The 14,323-nt window shown below is 49.2% G+C and carries 13 protein-coding genes; 7 read left to right on the plus strand and 6 right to left on the minus strand.

Annotated elements, in window-relative coordinates; translation table 11 throughout:
* Positions 1–38 precede the first annotated feature (38 nt).
* The 4 genes from hemA to CSQ88_RS04170 all read right to left on the minus strand — a co-directional run bounded on the left by hemA (position 39) and on the right by CSQ88_RS04170 (position 6,873).
* Complete coding sequence (gene hemA / locus CSQ88_RS04155) at positions 39–1,286, minus strand: glutamyl-tRNA reductase (RefSeq protein ID WP_099396844.1); 1,248 nt, start codon at positions 1,284–1,286, stop codon at positions 39–41.
* A gap of 155 nt (positions 1,287–1,441) precedes the next feature.
* The gene (locus CSQ88_RS04160; protein WP_099396845.1) at positions 1,442–3,001 is read right to left on the minus strand and encodes a hypothetical protein; all 1,560 of its coding nucleotides are present in this window, start codon (positions 2,999–3,001) and stop codon (positions 1,442–1,444) included.
* Positions 2,985–4,328: an adenosylmethionine--8-amino-7-oxononanoate transaminase gene (gene bioA / locus CSQ88_RS04165; RefSeq protein WP_099396846.1), complete on the minus strand. Its 1,344-nt coding sequence runs from the start codon at positions 4,326–4,328 to the stop codon at positions 2,985–2,987. Before bioA ends, CSQ88_RS04160 begins: the two co-directional genes overlap by 17 nt.
* Positions 4,329–4,599: 271 nt before the next feature.
* Positions 4,600–6,873: a TonB-dependent hemoglobin/transferrin/lactoferrin family receptor gene (locus tag CSQ88_RS04170; RefSeq protein WP_180273522.1), complete on the minus strand. Its 2,274-nt coding sequence runs from the start codon at positions 6,871–6,873 to the stop codon at positions 4,600–4,602.
* 348 nt (positions 6,874–7,221) lie between these two features.
* Between CSQ88_RS04170 and groES the strand changes: the two genes are divergently transcribed.
* The 3 genes from groES (at position 7,222) to CSQ88_RS04185 (ending at position 9,952) form a co-directional block, all read left to right on the plus strand.
* Positions 7,222–7,512: a co-chaperone GroES gene (gene groES / locus CSQ88_RS04175; protein WP_046350280.1), complete on the plus strand. Its 291-nt coding sequence runs from the start codon at positions 7,222–7,224 to the stop codon at positions 7,510–7,512.
* Between the two features lie 66 nt (positions 7,513–7,578).
* Positions 7,579–9,222, plus strand: coding sequence for a chaperonin GroEL (groL, locus tag CSQ88_RS04180; protein ID WP_099396848.1), 1,644 nt, complete (start codon positions 7,579–7,581; stop codon positions 9,220–9,222).
* 364 nt (positions 9,223–9,586) lie between these two features.
* Positions 9,587–9,952: a hypothetical protein gene (locus tag CSQ88_RS04185; protein ID WP_099396849.1), complete on the plus strand. Its 366-nt coding sequence runs from the start codon at positions 9,587–9,589 to the stop codon at positions 9,950–9,952.
* A gap of 144 nt (positions 9,953–10,096) precedes the next feature.
* Here the strand turns inward: CSQ88_RS04185 and CSQ88_RS04190 are convergent, their stop codons facing one another.
* Positions 10,097–10,576, minus strand: coding sequence for an acyl-CoA thioesterase (locus CSQ88_RS04190; protein WP_218962991.1), 480 nt, complete (start codon positions 10,574–10,576; stop codon positions 10,097–10,099).
* 497 nt (positions 10,577–11,073) lie between these two features.
* Here CSQ88_RS04190 and CSQ88_RS04195 point away from each other — a divergent pair, with 497 nt between their 5' ends.
* From CSQ88_RS04195 to CSQ88_RS04205, 3 genes are all read left to right on the plus strand, one after another.
* On the plus strand, positions 11,074–11,523 hold the full coding sequence (locus CSQ88_RS04195; RefSeq protein WP_099396850.1) for a 3TM-type holin: 450 nt from the start codon (positions 11,074–11,076) through the stop codon (positions 11,521–11,523).
* A gap of 41 nt (positions 11,524–11,564) precedes the next feature.
* Positions 11,565–12,206 carry a glycoside hydrolase family 19 protein gene (locus CSQ88_RS04200; RefSeq protein ID WP_099396851.1) on the plus strand — a complete coding sequence of 214 codons (642 nt, stop codon included), beginning with the start codon at positions 11,565–11,567 and terminating at the stop codon, positions 12,204–12,206.
* Between the two features lie 62 nt (positions 12,207–12,268).
* Positions 12,269–12,751 (plus strand): tetratricopeptide repeat protein, encoded by a 483-nt coding sequence (locus CSQ88_RS04205; protein ID WP_099396852.1) that lies wholly within the window; start codon positions 12,269–12,271, stop codon positions 12,749–12,751.
* Between the two features lie 293 nt (positions 12,752–13,044).
* Here the strand turns inward: CSQ88_RS04205 and CSQ88_RS04210 are convergent, their stop codons facing one another.
* The gene (locus tag CSQ88_RS04210) at positions 13,045–13,590 is read right to left on the minus strand and encodes a carboxymuconolactone decarboxylase family protein (protein ID WP_099396853.1); all 546 of its coding nucleotides are present in this window, start codon (positions 13,588–13,590) and stop codon (positions 13,045–13,047) included.
* A 322-nt stretch (positions 13,591–13,912) separates the two neighbouring features.
* On the opposite strand from CSQ88_RS04210, the gene CSQ88_RS04215 reads away from it, so the two are divergent.
* Entirely contained in the window at positions 13,913–14,251 is a 339-nt protein-coding gene (locus CSQ88_RS04215; protein ID WP_099396854.1) for a DOPA 4,5-dioxygenase family protein, read from the plus strand.
* Positions 14,252–14,323: the final 72 nt, after the last annotated feature.

Here is a 14,323-nt window from a genome sequence, read left to right on the forward strand (position 1 = left end):
ACTGTTTTAATAATAATGATGGCTAGCTGGCAGCGCAGCTACTCGTGCAGGCGGTAGAGGCGGCGCACGGTGGCTAGGGTGTTTTCCTGCTCTTCCGGCAAGACATTGTTTAAAGCGGCCAGCGGAGCGTGCATAAATTTATTGGCCATTTGACGTGAGAATTCTGCGAGTACAGCTTCTGCGTTTTCGCCTGCAGCCAGTTTTTTCTGGGCTTTCTCCAGCTCATGCCGGGCGATGCGGTCGGCATAATCTTTTAAATCACGGATCGTAGGGACAAGTGCCCGGCTGGATACCCAGCGATGAAAATCCCCGACACGCTCGGTAATAATCGCTTCGGCCGATTCCACCTCACCCGCTCTCGATTCCTGACCCTGGCGTACCACTTCGGCCAGATCGTCTACGGTATACAGATAAACATCCGCAAGATCACCAACCTCTTCCTCTACATCCCGTGGCACAGCCAGATCCACCATAAAAATGGGGCGGTGTTTACGCTCTTTCAGCGCCCGCTCTACCATGCCCTTGCCCACAATAGGCAACGGGGCTGCGGTGGAGGTCACCACGATATCAAACTCGGCCAATCTGGATGGCAAATCAGTCAGCAAAATCGCTTCACCGCCAAATTTCTTCGCCAGAATCTCTCCCCGCTCTATGGTGCGATTGGCTACGGTAATTTGCTTGGGGCCACGGGCGTGAAAATGCGTGGCGCAGAGTTCGATCATTTCTCCTGCGCCGATAAAGAGCACCTTACAGGATGATACCGAGGGGAAAAGCCGCTCGGCTAAACGCACGGATGCAGCCGCCATTGAGACGGATGCTGCGCCAATCCGTGTTTGAGTTCTGACTTCTTTTGCCACCGAAAAAGCGCGCTGAAAGACGCCATTGAGCAGCACTCCCATGGTGCCGGCATCTCTGGCAAAACGCTCTGCGTCTTTAAGCTGGCCTAAAATCTGAGTTTCACCCAGCACCATTGAATCCAGACCACTCGCCACTCTGAAAGCATGGCTGGCCGCATCGCCACCATTGAGCAAATACAGATGCGGCTCGATATCTTCTACGCTATGCCCGCGTGTGTTCGCCAGCCACGCCAGTACCTGCTGCGGCTCTCTGGCATTGCAGTACAGCTCGGTGCGATTACAGGTAGAAACAATAGCGGCTTCTGACACACCATGCTCGGCGCTCAGCATCGCTAAAGCGGTTGGCACTTCTGCCGGAGTAAACGCGAGCCTCTCCCTGACTGCAACGGGTGCAGTGTGGTAATTAACGCCGAGGACAAGCAGATTCATAGGGATTCATCAAAGGCAGGCGGAAGAAAACCGCCCATTTTACCCTGAAACGGTAAGCGGCTCACAGAGTTGTCGCTAATACCACATGGAATAACAGCTTAATGAAAGGATTTGAATGCAAAATCCCCCCGTCACAGAGGCTGCTGCAACCCGCACTACACTAGGGCTTCCTCCGTTATCTGATACTCAAATAAGTCATAGCCCATTTGCTGCTCAACTAATTTTCCCGCCCGGATCAGTACCTCGCCCTCAGCGGTAAGCAAGGATAATTCGCGCAGGCTAATGTAGGTCCCCTTAGGCGCAGCCAGCATGGGCGCCTGCTTAAGTGCAGGAATTTCGGGCATCAGTAATGCAGGCTGATACTGCTCACCTTTACGCCCTATCGTAGGCCGGAACATCACGGCAGAAGCGCGGACAGTCATAATTTGCAGGCCTATTTCCAGGCATTGCTTGTCCATTTGCTGCAGCCAGCGCACAGAAGCCACCATCCAGTGATCATGCCCCTGCGCACGCAGAGCAACAATTTCCCCCGCCCTTACCCGCTCAGCTGGCATGTTTTCAGATACCAGAGCATAACCACCGGGGCTTTCATTGATGACTCTCCAATGCGTTACCGGTAAGGCGTCTTGGTTTTCTTCCAAATCTTCTTCAAAAATATTTTCTGGCTGTAATAAGCGATGGCCATCATTAACGCACAGCACTGCTGACCTTAAGCCCAGGCACAAATTAACCGGCGTATTTGAGGCAATTCTTTGAAAAGTACGCTTTGCTGCAATCGTCCACTGGCGGGATACCCGGCGCAAAATTTCTATCCACATCAGCACCTTGCTGCGGTCTTGCGCCAGCGGCGCTTTGGCTTCTAAAGCCGCTAAGGATTTGTGTAAATGCCGTACCAGCTCGGATGTATCAAGCAGCACAGCTCCGCCTGAATACCCCTCCAGCGTGCGGGTTCCAAGGTACTGAGGCGGTTTATCTTCTTCTAAATTTACCAAAAAGAAGCCTGCCGCATTGCCAAGCTGAGAAACAGGCTGAAAATGTGCATATCCCGCGTAGTTTTCAACAATCTCCAGTACTTTATCCAGCTCAGCCCCTGCAAAACGTTGCGGCTCGGCCAATGACAGTAGCAAAATATATTTGTAGGTGCGGGCCAGGCTGGGTGCTGTTTCAGTTGAACTCTGATCAATTAAATGCGCTTCAATCGCGTATCTGAATAATTTATGCGCCTCCAGCCAGATGCCTTCCGGCATTGCAGAATAAACACGGCAGCTCAGCTGAAAAAGGCTGTAGAACTGGGACAATATTTTTTGAATTAAAACCGGAACAACCTTGTTATTGCCAAAAGAAAGCCGCTTATCCAAACGATCTGTCAGCGCAATTTTGTAGCCATCCGCCAGCTCCAAGCAAAGGCGGCGGGCCAAATGTGCCGCGGTCTGTGCCTGCTCTTTTAAGGGTAAACCGGGTACGCGGTAAAGCACCGACAGCTCAGAAGCCAGCATCCCCTGGATTGCGCTGTATTCATCCAGCAATTTAATGCGGTCATCTGCATTAATTTTAACGCGGTTACACGCAGCCAGTGCGTCGCACAGCTGCCGGCCAGCCACAAGGGGATTGGCCATGGGCAAAGCAATCAGCCATTCCCTTAAGCGCTTTGGGTTAGTTTCAACGCTGGTGGCAAGGTTTGGCTCAAAAGGCGGTAATTTAAGCGACAACGGCATCAACAAACTCCGAAATAACATTTTCCACCACATCTAAAGCAGCCAGTGTGCCTGACAATAAATGCGCAGCCTCTGCATCAGTTAAGCAATAGGGCGGCATAAAATAAACGGTATTACCAATCGGCCGGAGTAAAAGTGACTGCTCCAAGGCCGCAGCAAAGAAATGCTGAGCAAAGCCGGGCGCGGCATCAGGCACATCAAAAGCCCAGATCATTCCGCAGCGCCGGTAGTTTTTAACCTTGGGATGAGCCGCCAGCGGGGCAAAAATCGCCTCCCAGCGCTGTGCTTTTTCAGCATTTACAGCAATCACATCCTCTTTTTCAAAAATATCCAGAACCGCCAGAGCCGCTGCACAGGCCAAAGGGTTGCCGGTATAAGAATGCGAATGCAAAAAGGCCCGATGAATATCATCGTGATAAAAAGCAGCGTAAATTTCATCCCGGCTCAGTACCACGGCCAGCGGTAAAAAGCCGCCGGTAATCCCCTTGGAAAGGCATAAAAAATCTGGTTTTATATTTGCCTGCTTATAAGCAAACATAGACCCTGTACGGCCAAAACCCACAGCAATCTCATCGCAAATTAAATGCACCTGGTATCTGTCACAGAGCGCACGCGCTTTTTGCAGATAGCTGAGGTCATACATCGCCATCCCTGCTGCGCCTTGCACCAGAGGCTCAATAATCAGCGCGGCAATTTCCTGATGATGCTGATCCAGCGTAGCAGTCAAAGCCTGAATCGCGCGCTCCGCCACATCTGCAGCCGTTTCGCCTGCCAGCGCCTGGCGGGCATCGGGATTCATCACGCAGAAGTTTTCTCTCACCATTGGGGCGTATGCGCTGCGAAAAATGGGCACATCGGTCACCGATAAAGCCCCTGCTGTTTCGCCGTGGTAACTATTTTCTAAATAAATAAAACGATTTTTTTCCGCCTGCCCCAAGTTTCGCCAGTAATGCACCGACATTTTCAATGAAACTTCAATCGCAGAGGCACCATCAGAGCCATAAAAGGCATGGCCCAAACCTGTCAGCGTGGCCAGCCGCTCAGATAATTCCACTACGGGCTGATGGGTAAAGCCCGCCAGCATTACATGCTCCAGGCTATCCATTTGCTGACAAATCGCCGCTTTAACTCTGGGCTCGCCGTGGCCAAATAAATTGACCCACCAGCTGGAAACCGCGTCCAGATACCGTTTGCCATCTGCATCGTACAGCCACGCACCCTGTGCACGGGCAATAGGAATCAGCGGAAAACTTTCATGCCGCTTCATTTGCGTACATGGATGCCATACTGCCGCCAAGCTTCGTGCCAGTAAATTAGTGTTTTTCATATTAAAACTTAAAGCTTCGGATAAGCCATTTTAGCCCAGGCAGCTCAATCCCCCAGATAAAAGCACTGGCGGCGATAAAAATAATCTGGAAACGGGCAATAAAAAAGGCGGGCCAACTGGCCCGCCCCGATGAAATCATCTAGTTTAAGATGACGCCGGTAATCAATTCAAAAATAAGAAATCAGCTAAAAACACCACCAGGGTGAATGATCAGGCATCGCCTTGCATCCTTGAATTGCTGCGCAAATGCGCGAAAATGCAGTTAAGCAAATCAGAATGATTTAGAAATGCTGAGCTTGTAATTGCGCCCCACTCCGGTTACGCCTTCGCTGAGGTAAGGCTGGTAATCACGATTAAACAGATTATCAATCGTCAGCCTTGCCTCTAAGCCGTTTAAGCCATCGCCCCGCCCTATCCAGCTGGCAAACAGCGTATGCAAGCCATAGCCTTTGGATGGCGGCAGGCGATACACATTACCAAGTGGCAGAACTTTATCCTGCTCGCCTACAAATTTACCCTGCCAGCCTGCAGTAATGCCCTGCTCAGGCAGCTTAAAGCCCAGCCCGGTCATCAGCTTATCCGGTGCCACACTGGATACCGGCTCATCGCTGCCCCATGGATCGCGCTGACCACCGTTTCTTCTGCCATATTGCATCGACAAAGAGGCATTGGCAAAGAAATAGCGGGTGTTATAAAAGGTTTCAATCTCCATCCCTTCGGTTTTATAGCCGCTTAGATTGCGGTAATTAGAGAGAGCGGGCGGTAATTTATCCCGGTCGGCCGGGGTATAGCCGGGCACCAATACGCCAAGGCGCGGGCCGATATTGTCTGTTACCCGGTTTTGATAGAGGGTAAAGCGCAGCTGTGCGCTGTCGTTACCCGTGAACAGGCCCTGCTGATCCCACATTGCGCCCACACGCGCGGCGGTAATGCGCTCAACATCAAGGCCACGGCTGGTGCCTGGAGTGGATGATGCTTTATCGGCTGAAACGTAATACTCGCTGGAATACAGCTCATCTATCGTCGGGGCGCGCCATGTCTGGCTGATATCAGCAAAGAACGAAGCATGGTTAGTGGCTTTCCAGAACAGGCCTAATCTGGGCGAAAAACCTTCGAATCTGGCTTCGCTGTAATCGTGGCCTGCCGCAGGCAGCGGGCTGTTATAACGAGACGCACGGTTCGGCACGCCTTCTGCGGTGATGTGGTCATAGCGTACTGCTGCTGTCAGTGTCACATCGCCATAGCTCACGGCATCCTGCAGATAAACGCCCAGCCCTCTTTGCTGGCCTGCAGGCATATAGTAAGGCTGGAAATAGCCGTAGTTATAACTGGCCTCTTTAATTGCCGTGCTGCTGGGGTAATACATCAAGGTATCACGCTGATTATCATGCCACTGCCCGCCAACACTCAGCACATGCTCAAAGGGGCCGCTTGTAAACTGGCTTTCATTACGTAATTCAGCCAGCTTATCGGTGTAAGTTGCCCAGCTTTCATTGCCTAATGATCCCAAAAATGAGCCCACAGATGCCGTAGCTGAACGCTGGTCGTGCTGATTGGTTTTAGAGTAGCCGTAGCTTGCCAGCACATTAATCAGTGGATTATCGCTTGGGCTAAAGCGCCATTTTGCCGTATAGGTAGTGTCTTCCTGATCCCGGTACAGCACCTTGCGCTTCCATGCTTCATCAAAACCAAATTTTTTAATTTCTGCATCGGTGGGCGCTGGCGCGTCTTCACCCAGCGCAGCAAAAGGCGCCCATGCACTGCTGCGGCCCTGCATGGCCGATAGCGTGAGCAGCTGATCTTCTGTCAGGCGGATATTAAGTTTTGCAAGGCTGGATGGCGCATCAATGGCAGAGAAGCGAAAAGGATCGCCATTGGGTTTACGCAAATCATCGGATTCGCGCTGGGTAAAATACACCAGCGCATCAAAACGGCCATCTTCAGTGCGGCCATACACCGCCGCCGTTGTATCTTGCTCATGATTATTGGTCTGGTGCGAGTACTTGAGCAAAGCGCCCAGATTAGCATCGCCCTGCAAGAGATCTTTCGCGTCTTTTGTCTCAATGGTGATCACCCCGCCAAAGCCACCATTGCCATACATAGAGGTGTGCGGGCCTTTATTGACTTCAATTTGCTTCACCAGCTCAGGCTCAATAAAAATCGACCCCTGGCGGTATTTTTCAAAGCCCTTAGGCGCGCCATCCACAATCACTTTGACATCCTGTACCTTATTAAAGCCCCAGATATTCAAAGTTTGCCCGCTGGGGCGTGATGTGCCGGTTAAATCCACCCCTGGCAGAGTATCGAGCAGGGCAGCCACATTGCCAGCCTGCTGGCGTTCAATATCTTCGTGATCTAAATAAGAGCGGCCCACGGTGACGCTGCCTGTTTTTTCGCCAAATACAGTGATCGCAGGCAAGGTAGATTCAGCTGGCTTTTTTGCAGCGGCTTCGCTTGCGTCCTTGCCCTTGGTCTGGCTGGCAAAAGCAGAAGCGCTAAAGGCGGCAGCAAGTGCAAGCACCATTGCTGTATTTTGGATTTTCATTTTGCTCAAACTCATTTTTATAAGCACAAAGGACAAACTGATCACTCAATTTGTCCTTTATGTAAGGAAATCGACAGAAGCTGAAGTATGTAACTCAGTGTCATTATTATAAATGATAATGATTCCCATTAAAATAGATTCTTACAAAATATCCTTTTCGTGCTGAAGGTTTTTGCATACTCAGCATCAGCAAAAATCCACATTAAAAAAATATCGCATCTTCCCCACTTGAAAAGACCTTGCCTCGCCCATACCATCTAGCACTCGTTAGCAGTGAGTGCTAACAGCGTTCTGTAGGCCGTTTGGCCAAGCATTGAATGCCACTTTTTTATCTGGAGAGTGAACACCATGAAAATTCGTCCTTTGCATGACCGTGTAGTAATCAAACGCGTTGAAGCTGAAGAAAAAACTGCATCTGGCATCGTGTTGCCGGGTAACGCTGCTGAAAAGCCGGATATGGGCGAAGTGGTTGCCGTCGGTAACGGTAAGATTTTAGAAAACGGCTCTGTACGCCCAATGGCAGTTAAAGCAGGCGACAAGGTTATTTTTGGTAAGTACAGCGGCCAAACCGTGAAAGTAGATGGCGACGAACTGCTTGTAATGCGTGAAGAAGACATCATGGGCGTGATCGAAGGCTAAGCCTGATCCCGTCATTGCCTGGGCTTTGGCCCGGCCCGATCTCAAACTATTACGGAGTAAATAAACATGGCAGCAAAAGAAGTTAAATTCGGTGATTCCGCCCGTGCCCGCATGGTAGCTGGTGTAAATATTCTGGCTGATGCAGTAAAAGTAACGCTGGGCCCTAAGGGCCGTAACGTTGTGCTGGAACGCAGCTACGGCGCGCCTACCATCACCAAAGACGGTGTATCGGTAGCCAAAGAAATCGAACTGAAAGACAAGTTCGAAAACATGGGCGCACAAATGGTGAAGGAAGTTGCATCTAAGACTTCTGACATCGCCGGTGACGGTACAACAACAGCGACCGTACTGGCTCAAGCCATCGTACAAGAAGGCATGAAATACGTAGCCGCTGGCATGAACCCAATGGATCTGAAGCGCGGTATCGACAAAGCCGTAATCGCTTTAGTTGGCGAGCTGAAAAACATTGCTAAGCCTTGCTCTACCACTAAAGAAATCGCGCAAGTTGGCTCTATCTCTGCTAACAGCGACGAAATCATCGGCGAAAAAATCGCTGCTGCGATGGAAAAAGTAGGTAAAGAAGGCGTGATTACCGTTGAAGACGGTAGCGGCCTTGAAGACGAGCTGGATGTAGTTGAAGGTATGCAGTTTGACCGCGGCTACCTCTCACCGTACTTCATCAATAACCCTGAAAAACAAATTGCCCTGTTGGACAATCCGTTTGTTCTGCTTTTCGACAAGAAAATCAGCAACATCCGTGACCTGCTGCCGGTACTTGAACAAGTGGCTAAAGCAGGCCGCCCACTGTTGATTATTGCTGAAGATGTAGACGGCGAAGCGCTGGCGACTCTGGTAGTGAACAACATCCGCGGTATTCTGAAAACTGTTTCAGTTAAAGCTCCTGGCTTTGGCGATCGTCGTAAAGCCATGCTGGAAGACATCGCTACACTGACTGGCGCAACCGTGATCGCTGAAGAAGTAGGCCTGACCTTAGAAAAAGCCACACTGGCTGAGCTGGGTTCTGCTAAGCGTATCGAAGTATCTAAAGAAAACACCATCATCATCGATGGCGCGGGTAATGAAGAAAGCATCAAAACACGCGTTGGCCTGATCCGTAAGCAAATCGAAGATGCAAGCAGCGATTACGATCGTGAAAAACTGCAAGAGCGCGTAGCTAAACTGGCTGGCGGCGTTGCAGTGATCAAGGTGGGTGCCGCAACTGAAGTTGAAATGAAAGAAAAGAAAGCCCGCGTTGAAGACGCACTGCACGCAACACGCGCAGCTGTGGAAGAAGGCATTGTGGCTGGTGGTGGTGTAGCTCTGCTGCGCGCACGCTCTTCTATCATTGACCTGAAAGGCGCTAACGTTGATCAGGACGCAGGTATCAAGATCGTACTGAAAGCCATCGAAGCGCCACTGCGTCAGATCGTACAAAACGCGGGTGACGAGCCTAGCGTTGTTGTTTCTAAAGTACTGGAAGGCAAGGGTAACTTCGGTTACAACGCCGGTACTGGCGTTTACGGCGATATGGTAGAAATGGGTGTTCTTGACCCGGCTAAAGTAACCCGCTCGGCACTGCAACACGCAGCATCGATCGCTGGCCTGATGCTGACCACAGACTGCATGATTGCTGAGCTGCCAAAAGAAGAAGGCGCAGGCGGCATGCCAGATATGGGCGGCATGGGTGGAATGGGCGGCATGGGTATGTAATTAAGCCTTAGCCATCGGGCTTTATAGCCAGACGGCTCGCTTAGACAAAAACGCCACTTCTTTGGAAGTGGCGTTTTTTTATGCCCGCTTCAGCTCAAACCACTAATTTTAAATGTAATTTTTTTCAGATCGCCCCCCCCCCACGATCATCACAATAACCCATCTACAACATGCAAATTTTCATCGCTCAAGCATGATATCCCCAAAAAAAAATCTTACTACAAAACAACACGTAAATTGCAAAAAAAGAAATTTACTCTATGATAGGTACTGATTTTCCAGTTGGAGAATCGCCACTTGTAATAAATTTAACTTGTAGTTTTTATTAAACATTTGTTATTTCAAATAGTGAAGGAGATAGAAATTGGGAACTTTAAGCATTGTGAATACACTAGGAATTGATGTTGAAATAGTTGAGGCGAGCCCTTATAACTTTTCTCCATCAATCATAAAAAGCGGCCAGTCAGCCACAGCACCTGTTGTAAATGATTTTAATAGACTGATATTAAAAGTTAGTATCTTAGGAAATCAATATGCCTATGACCTAAATAAAGGCCATTGGTATGGTGGTGATGGTGAAAATCACTATCCAAATGCAAATAGTAAAGTTAACATTATTTTAACAGGGGATCGTGGAAGCTATATTGAAACAAATTACAATTATGCCCCTGCCAGCGAAACAGCAATATGCAAGTACTCCTCAGATACTAAAGCACTGGATAAAATTTAATCTGCGAAATCAAACGGATTTTCGATTAAAATGCCAGTTATTAAAGAAAAATACGACAGGAATTGGCTTTAAATCTAGAGCCAAAACCTGTCTATTCAAATCTACTCACATACCTCAGTTGATAGATCTGGGAACAGACATGTCCTAATCTGTCTTAAATACCATTTTCTCTGCCTGCATCAGCCGGATATCCCGCCTAGCTTCGGCAGCCACCCAGCGAGCCTCTTCATCCTCATTCGCTGGGCTAAGCGGCGGCACCACCACCGATTTGCCATCATCCCCCATCGCCACCATAGTGAAATAACAACTATTGGTGTGGCGCTCAGTCTGGGTGCGGATATTCTCTGCCACCACCCGAATACCCACTTCCATTGAAGTGCGGCCAGTGTAATTAACGCTCGCCAAAAAATGCACCAGCTCCCCCACAAACACCGGCTGCTTAAACGTCACCTGATCTACCGAAAGCGTCACCGCATAAGCCCCCGCATAGCGGCTGGCACAGGCATAAGCCACCTGATCCAATTCTTTAAGCAAAGCCCCGCCATGCACCTTGCCAGAAAAATTAGCCATATCCGGCGTCATCAACACCGTCATCATCATTTGGTGCCGGGGCAAATTCAACATATCGCACTTCCTTTGTAAGATTTATTGCAGCATAGCGCGAGGAAGAAGAATCGCAAATACAGAGAAAGCTGCGGGGAGGGAATACGAGGGATGAGGAGCGCTGGGATTGAGATTATTGGATCTGTAATATCTGCAGAGATTTATCCATCAACCATTAGTGACATCAAAAACACAGTAGCTTTGCGCTCCAACTCGCAGGAATGGATAAATACTTAAATAGTAAGAAAAATGATATTGAATAAACATAAAATAATTCTAAAATAATTTCATATATATTACACATAACTTATTTATAGCTCATGTACTGCATACAAACCGTAATCCTATTGTGATATGTACTATCTGGCATACATGATTCCAAACGATTGAAAATAAACAAAAAACTGTAGAAATTGATTTTTTATACACATAAATAAACCAGATATACACCTGCGTAGGTGTATATCTCACGTTGGGCCTACTATTTCGTTGTACCACCTCTTTATTAGGAGAGAATCATGAGCGGACTTATGCCTTGGGATAGTGTGATTGATCTTATCAATACCGGTATTGACAAAATTTGGCCAGACAAAACTGAAGCGGAAAAAGCAAAAGCCGCACTAGCCCAAGCTCAGCTTCAAGGCGCACTCAAAGACATGGAGGAGCAGTGGGAAAACGCTAAAGCTCAAATTGAAGTCAATAAACAAGAGGCGGCAAGCAACAGCGTATTTATTGCTGGGTGGCGGCCTTTCATCGGCTGGGTATGCGGATCGGCGTTTGCGTGGTCTTTCGTTTTTCAGCCAATAGTCATAATGATCGCAAATGTTGTTGGACACCCGATAGACAATAGTCACTTGCCAAAGCTTGATTTCGCTGAAATTCAACCAGTCCTCTACGGGATGCTCGGATTGGGCGCAATGCGTACGTATGAGAAGGTAAAGGGTGTTGCTTCACAGCCTCGTGCGTAGCCTTCCCCTTATCCCTGAATGAATATTTCGGAGAATTAGTCGTGACCATTTCCATAGAAATCAATCAAGTTCTTCATCTCGCGCCGAGTATTCGGTCGAGTTATCGCGAGGCATTCCAGAACGGGCAACACCTGTTTGATAACGCCATGATTTCGAGTTCGCCGCTCAGGATAGCCCATTTCATGGCCCAGGTATTACACGAGTCTGGTGGTCTGACAATTCAGTTTGAGAACTTGAACTACAGTGCGGAACGCCTCCCCAAAGTATGGCCTAGCCGATTTCAACCTAAGGGACCTCTTGATCCAAATGAATACGCTCACAACCCAGAAAAACTTGCAAATGAGGTCTACGGCAATCGCATGGGCAATACCAATCCAAATGATGGATTCAGGTACAGAGGGCGAGGCTTACTACAACTGACCGGTAGAGAAAGTTATGTTGAGGCAACTCGCTCTGTCCAAGGGCGATTTCCCGCTGCTTTTGATTTCGTGGAGGAGCCTGATGAGGTTATGAGCGCCTCATGGTGTCTGGCTGTTGCAATATCAGAATGGACAACGAAGAACTGCAATAACCTCGCCGATCAAGACAACATCAGGCTTGTTACACGTTCGATTAATGGGGGGCTAATTGGACTTGCTGAGCGAATGGAGTGGCTCAAGAAGACTAAAGCTGTTTGGCAGTAGGGCATGTACATAGGCCCAACCTCACGGTCAACCGGACCTTGAACGTTAGGGGGCATGAACTCATGAACATCGTTACCGCCAGAAAACTTCGAGCCGAAGGCAGGCATTACGAAGCGGGAGACATACTGGTTGAGCTGGCAGTTCGCAGCGCGACGGACACTGAAGTCCAATTTGAAGCAGCATGCGTTCACGACTACCTTGGCGAAGAAGCGGCTGCAGTCCCGTACTATTGTGCGGCCATCGCTGGAGGTCTTTCCGACGAGCATCTTCGCAGTGCATTTCTTGGCCTCGGGAGCACATATAGAACCCTCGGTCGCTTTGCCGAAGCAGAGGCTACGCTTCGCCAGGGCTTGGAGCGCTTTCCCGACGCGAACGAAATGAAGGTCTTCTTGTCTATGGCCCTGCACAACCTGGGTCGCTCGAAACTGGCGGTCGAAACCCTGCTCGCGCTGCTAGCACAGACGTCCAACGACGGCTACATTCAAGCCTACCAAGAGGCTATCGCCTTCTACTCACAAGACATTGAGCGCACTTGGCCAACCTGACCTTAACCCATCCATCGAGCGGACGCATGCCGCTCATCTCAAACGTTAGGCACCCCAGCCAATTGTTTTATTTTTTAGTTGGCGCGCTGTAGCCATGTAGGGCGGGTTAGGTTTATCAACCCGCGCTGAAATATTTTCACCAAACGGCCACTTGATTACTGCCCAGCTTGCTGCCATGCCTGAACGCAGGTTACGCCTGAAAACGTACCGTCCGGCAGGACTGGCGATCCTAAAGTCCCCAAAAAAAATGGCGAAACGTTATAAACGCTTCGCCATCCGTGTCAGCACTTCATTTACGCCGCGTAAGCCGTTACCACAGGAAAATCAATGGTGGTTTGCGCTGTGGAGTTGATATAGTTGGTCAGGGTATTGAGTGCAACGTGGCTGATGATTTCAATGATTTCAGCATCGTTAAAGCCAGCTTCTTTCACCGCAGCAACGGCTTCATTACTTACATGACCACGCAGTTGCGCCACGCTGATAGCAAACCTTACCGCAGCATCGGCTTTGAGGTCATTGGATTTGCCGTGACGATTAGCCTCGATTTCGGCGGCATCCAGCTTAGCCAAATTGCTCGCCAAATAAGTATGGGCCGAAAGGCAATAATCGCAGCGGTTAAATTCGGCAATCGCCAAGGCAATGCGCTCCCCAGTTTTTGCACCCAGTGCGCCCTTGGCCAGCGCGCCACTTAAGCTGAGATACCCCTCTAATGCAGCAGGGCTATTGCCTGCCAAACGCATTAAATTGGGCACAACACCAAGTTGTTTTTTTACTGCATCTAATAGTGGTAAAGAAGAAGCTGGCGATTGCTCGGTGGTCAAAATAGCTAAGCGGGTCATGATTGAATTCCTTTTTGCAGTTGGGCTGAGAGTTCTCGATTCGCTGCTGCTTGGCGAGTGAGTGCATCTTGCCACCGTACAAAAAATCAATGAATACTCATTATTTTGAATATATTATTTCTTTTTTTACAATAATCATTAAATAACTCCGATCACTATCAGCTAAGCCTGCATCGCTACAATTAAAAATTGTGCTGGGGCAACACACCAGAGCTATATCGCCAGTATTAAAGTACCGCAAGCAGCAAAATATGCCATTAAACTGAAAAAATCCCGCATAATTCGCCCCCTGAGCTGCTAAGCCATATCACCGGATTTTTGTATGCCCCTTATTTATCACGCCCACGTCTATTTTTTACCCGAACAAATCAGCGCCGCAGAAAAGCTGCACGGCCAGCTTCGAACGTCTTTAAGTGATGATTGCTGGATGGGGGATTTAATTCACCGCGAGGTTGGCCCGCACACTCGGCCAATGTTTGAGATCAATTTTAATGAAAGCTTACTAGCAGAAGTACGCGCCCTGCTTGAAGAGCAGCGTGGTGAGCTATCGGTCTTGATCCACCCAGAGCTAGCCGACGATGTAGAAGCGCATACAAATGGCGCAAGCTGGCTGGGCGAAGAATTAGCCTTGAAAATCCACACCCTGTCGCGGGGGGAGTGATTGAAGGACGGCTTAGGTTTATAAACCCTCACGGCTTATCACGCCTGAATCGCGGGTTACGCCTTCCACCCT

It is taken from the genome of Iodobacter sp. BJB302 (genome assembly GCF_002735645.1).
In the GTDB taxonomy this organism is placed as follows: Bacteria; Pseudomonadota; Gammaproteobacteria; order Burkholderiales; family Chitinibacteraceae; genus Iodobacter.

Bases quoted from the DNA above. Each gene is read 5' to 3' on its own strand.
- hemA (WP_099396844.1), bottom strand. From the start codon at position 1,286: ATGAATCTGCTTGTCCTCGGCGTTAATTACCACACTGCACCCGTTGCA.
- CSQ88_RS04160 (WP_099396845.1), bottom strand. From the start codon at position 3,001: ATGCCGTTGTCGCTTAAATTACCGCCTTTTGAGCCAAACCTTGCCACC.
- bioA (WP_099396846.1), bottom strand. From the start codon at position 4,328: ATGAAAAACACTAATTTACTGGCACGAAGCTTGGCGGCAGTATGGCAT.
- CSQ88_RS04170 (WP_180273522.1), bottom strand. From the start codon at position 6,873: ATGAAAATCCAAAATACAGCAATGGTGCTTGCACTTGCTGCCGCCTTT.
- groES (WP_046350280.1), top strand. From the start codon at position 7,222: ATGAAAATTCGTCCTTTGCATGACCGTGTAGTAATCAAACGCGTTGAA.
- groL (WP_099396848.1), top strand. From the start codon at position 7,579: ATGGCAGCAAAAGAAGTTAAATTCGGTGATTCCGCCCGTGCCCGCATG.
- CSQ88_RS04190 (WP_218962991.1), bottom strand. From the start codon at position 10,576: ATGTTGAATTTGCCCCGGCACCAAATGATGATGACGGTGTTGATGACG.
- CSQ88_RS04195 (WP_099396850.1), top strand. From the start codon at position 11,074: ATGAGCGGACTTATGCCTTGGGATAGTGTGATTGATCTTATCAATACC.
- CSQ88_RS04205 (WP_099396852.1), top strand. From the start codon at position 12,269: ATGAACATCGTTACCGCCAGAAAACTTCGAGCCGAAGGCAGGCATTAC.
- CSQ88_RS04210 (WP_099396853.1), bottom strand. From the start codon at position 13,590: ATGACCCGCTTAGCTATTTTGACCACCGAGCAATCGCCAGCTTCTTCT.
- CSQ88_RS04215 (WP_099396854.1), top strand. From the start codon at position 13,913: ATGCCCCTTATTTATCACGCCCACGTCTATTTTTTACCCGAACAAATC.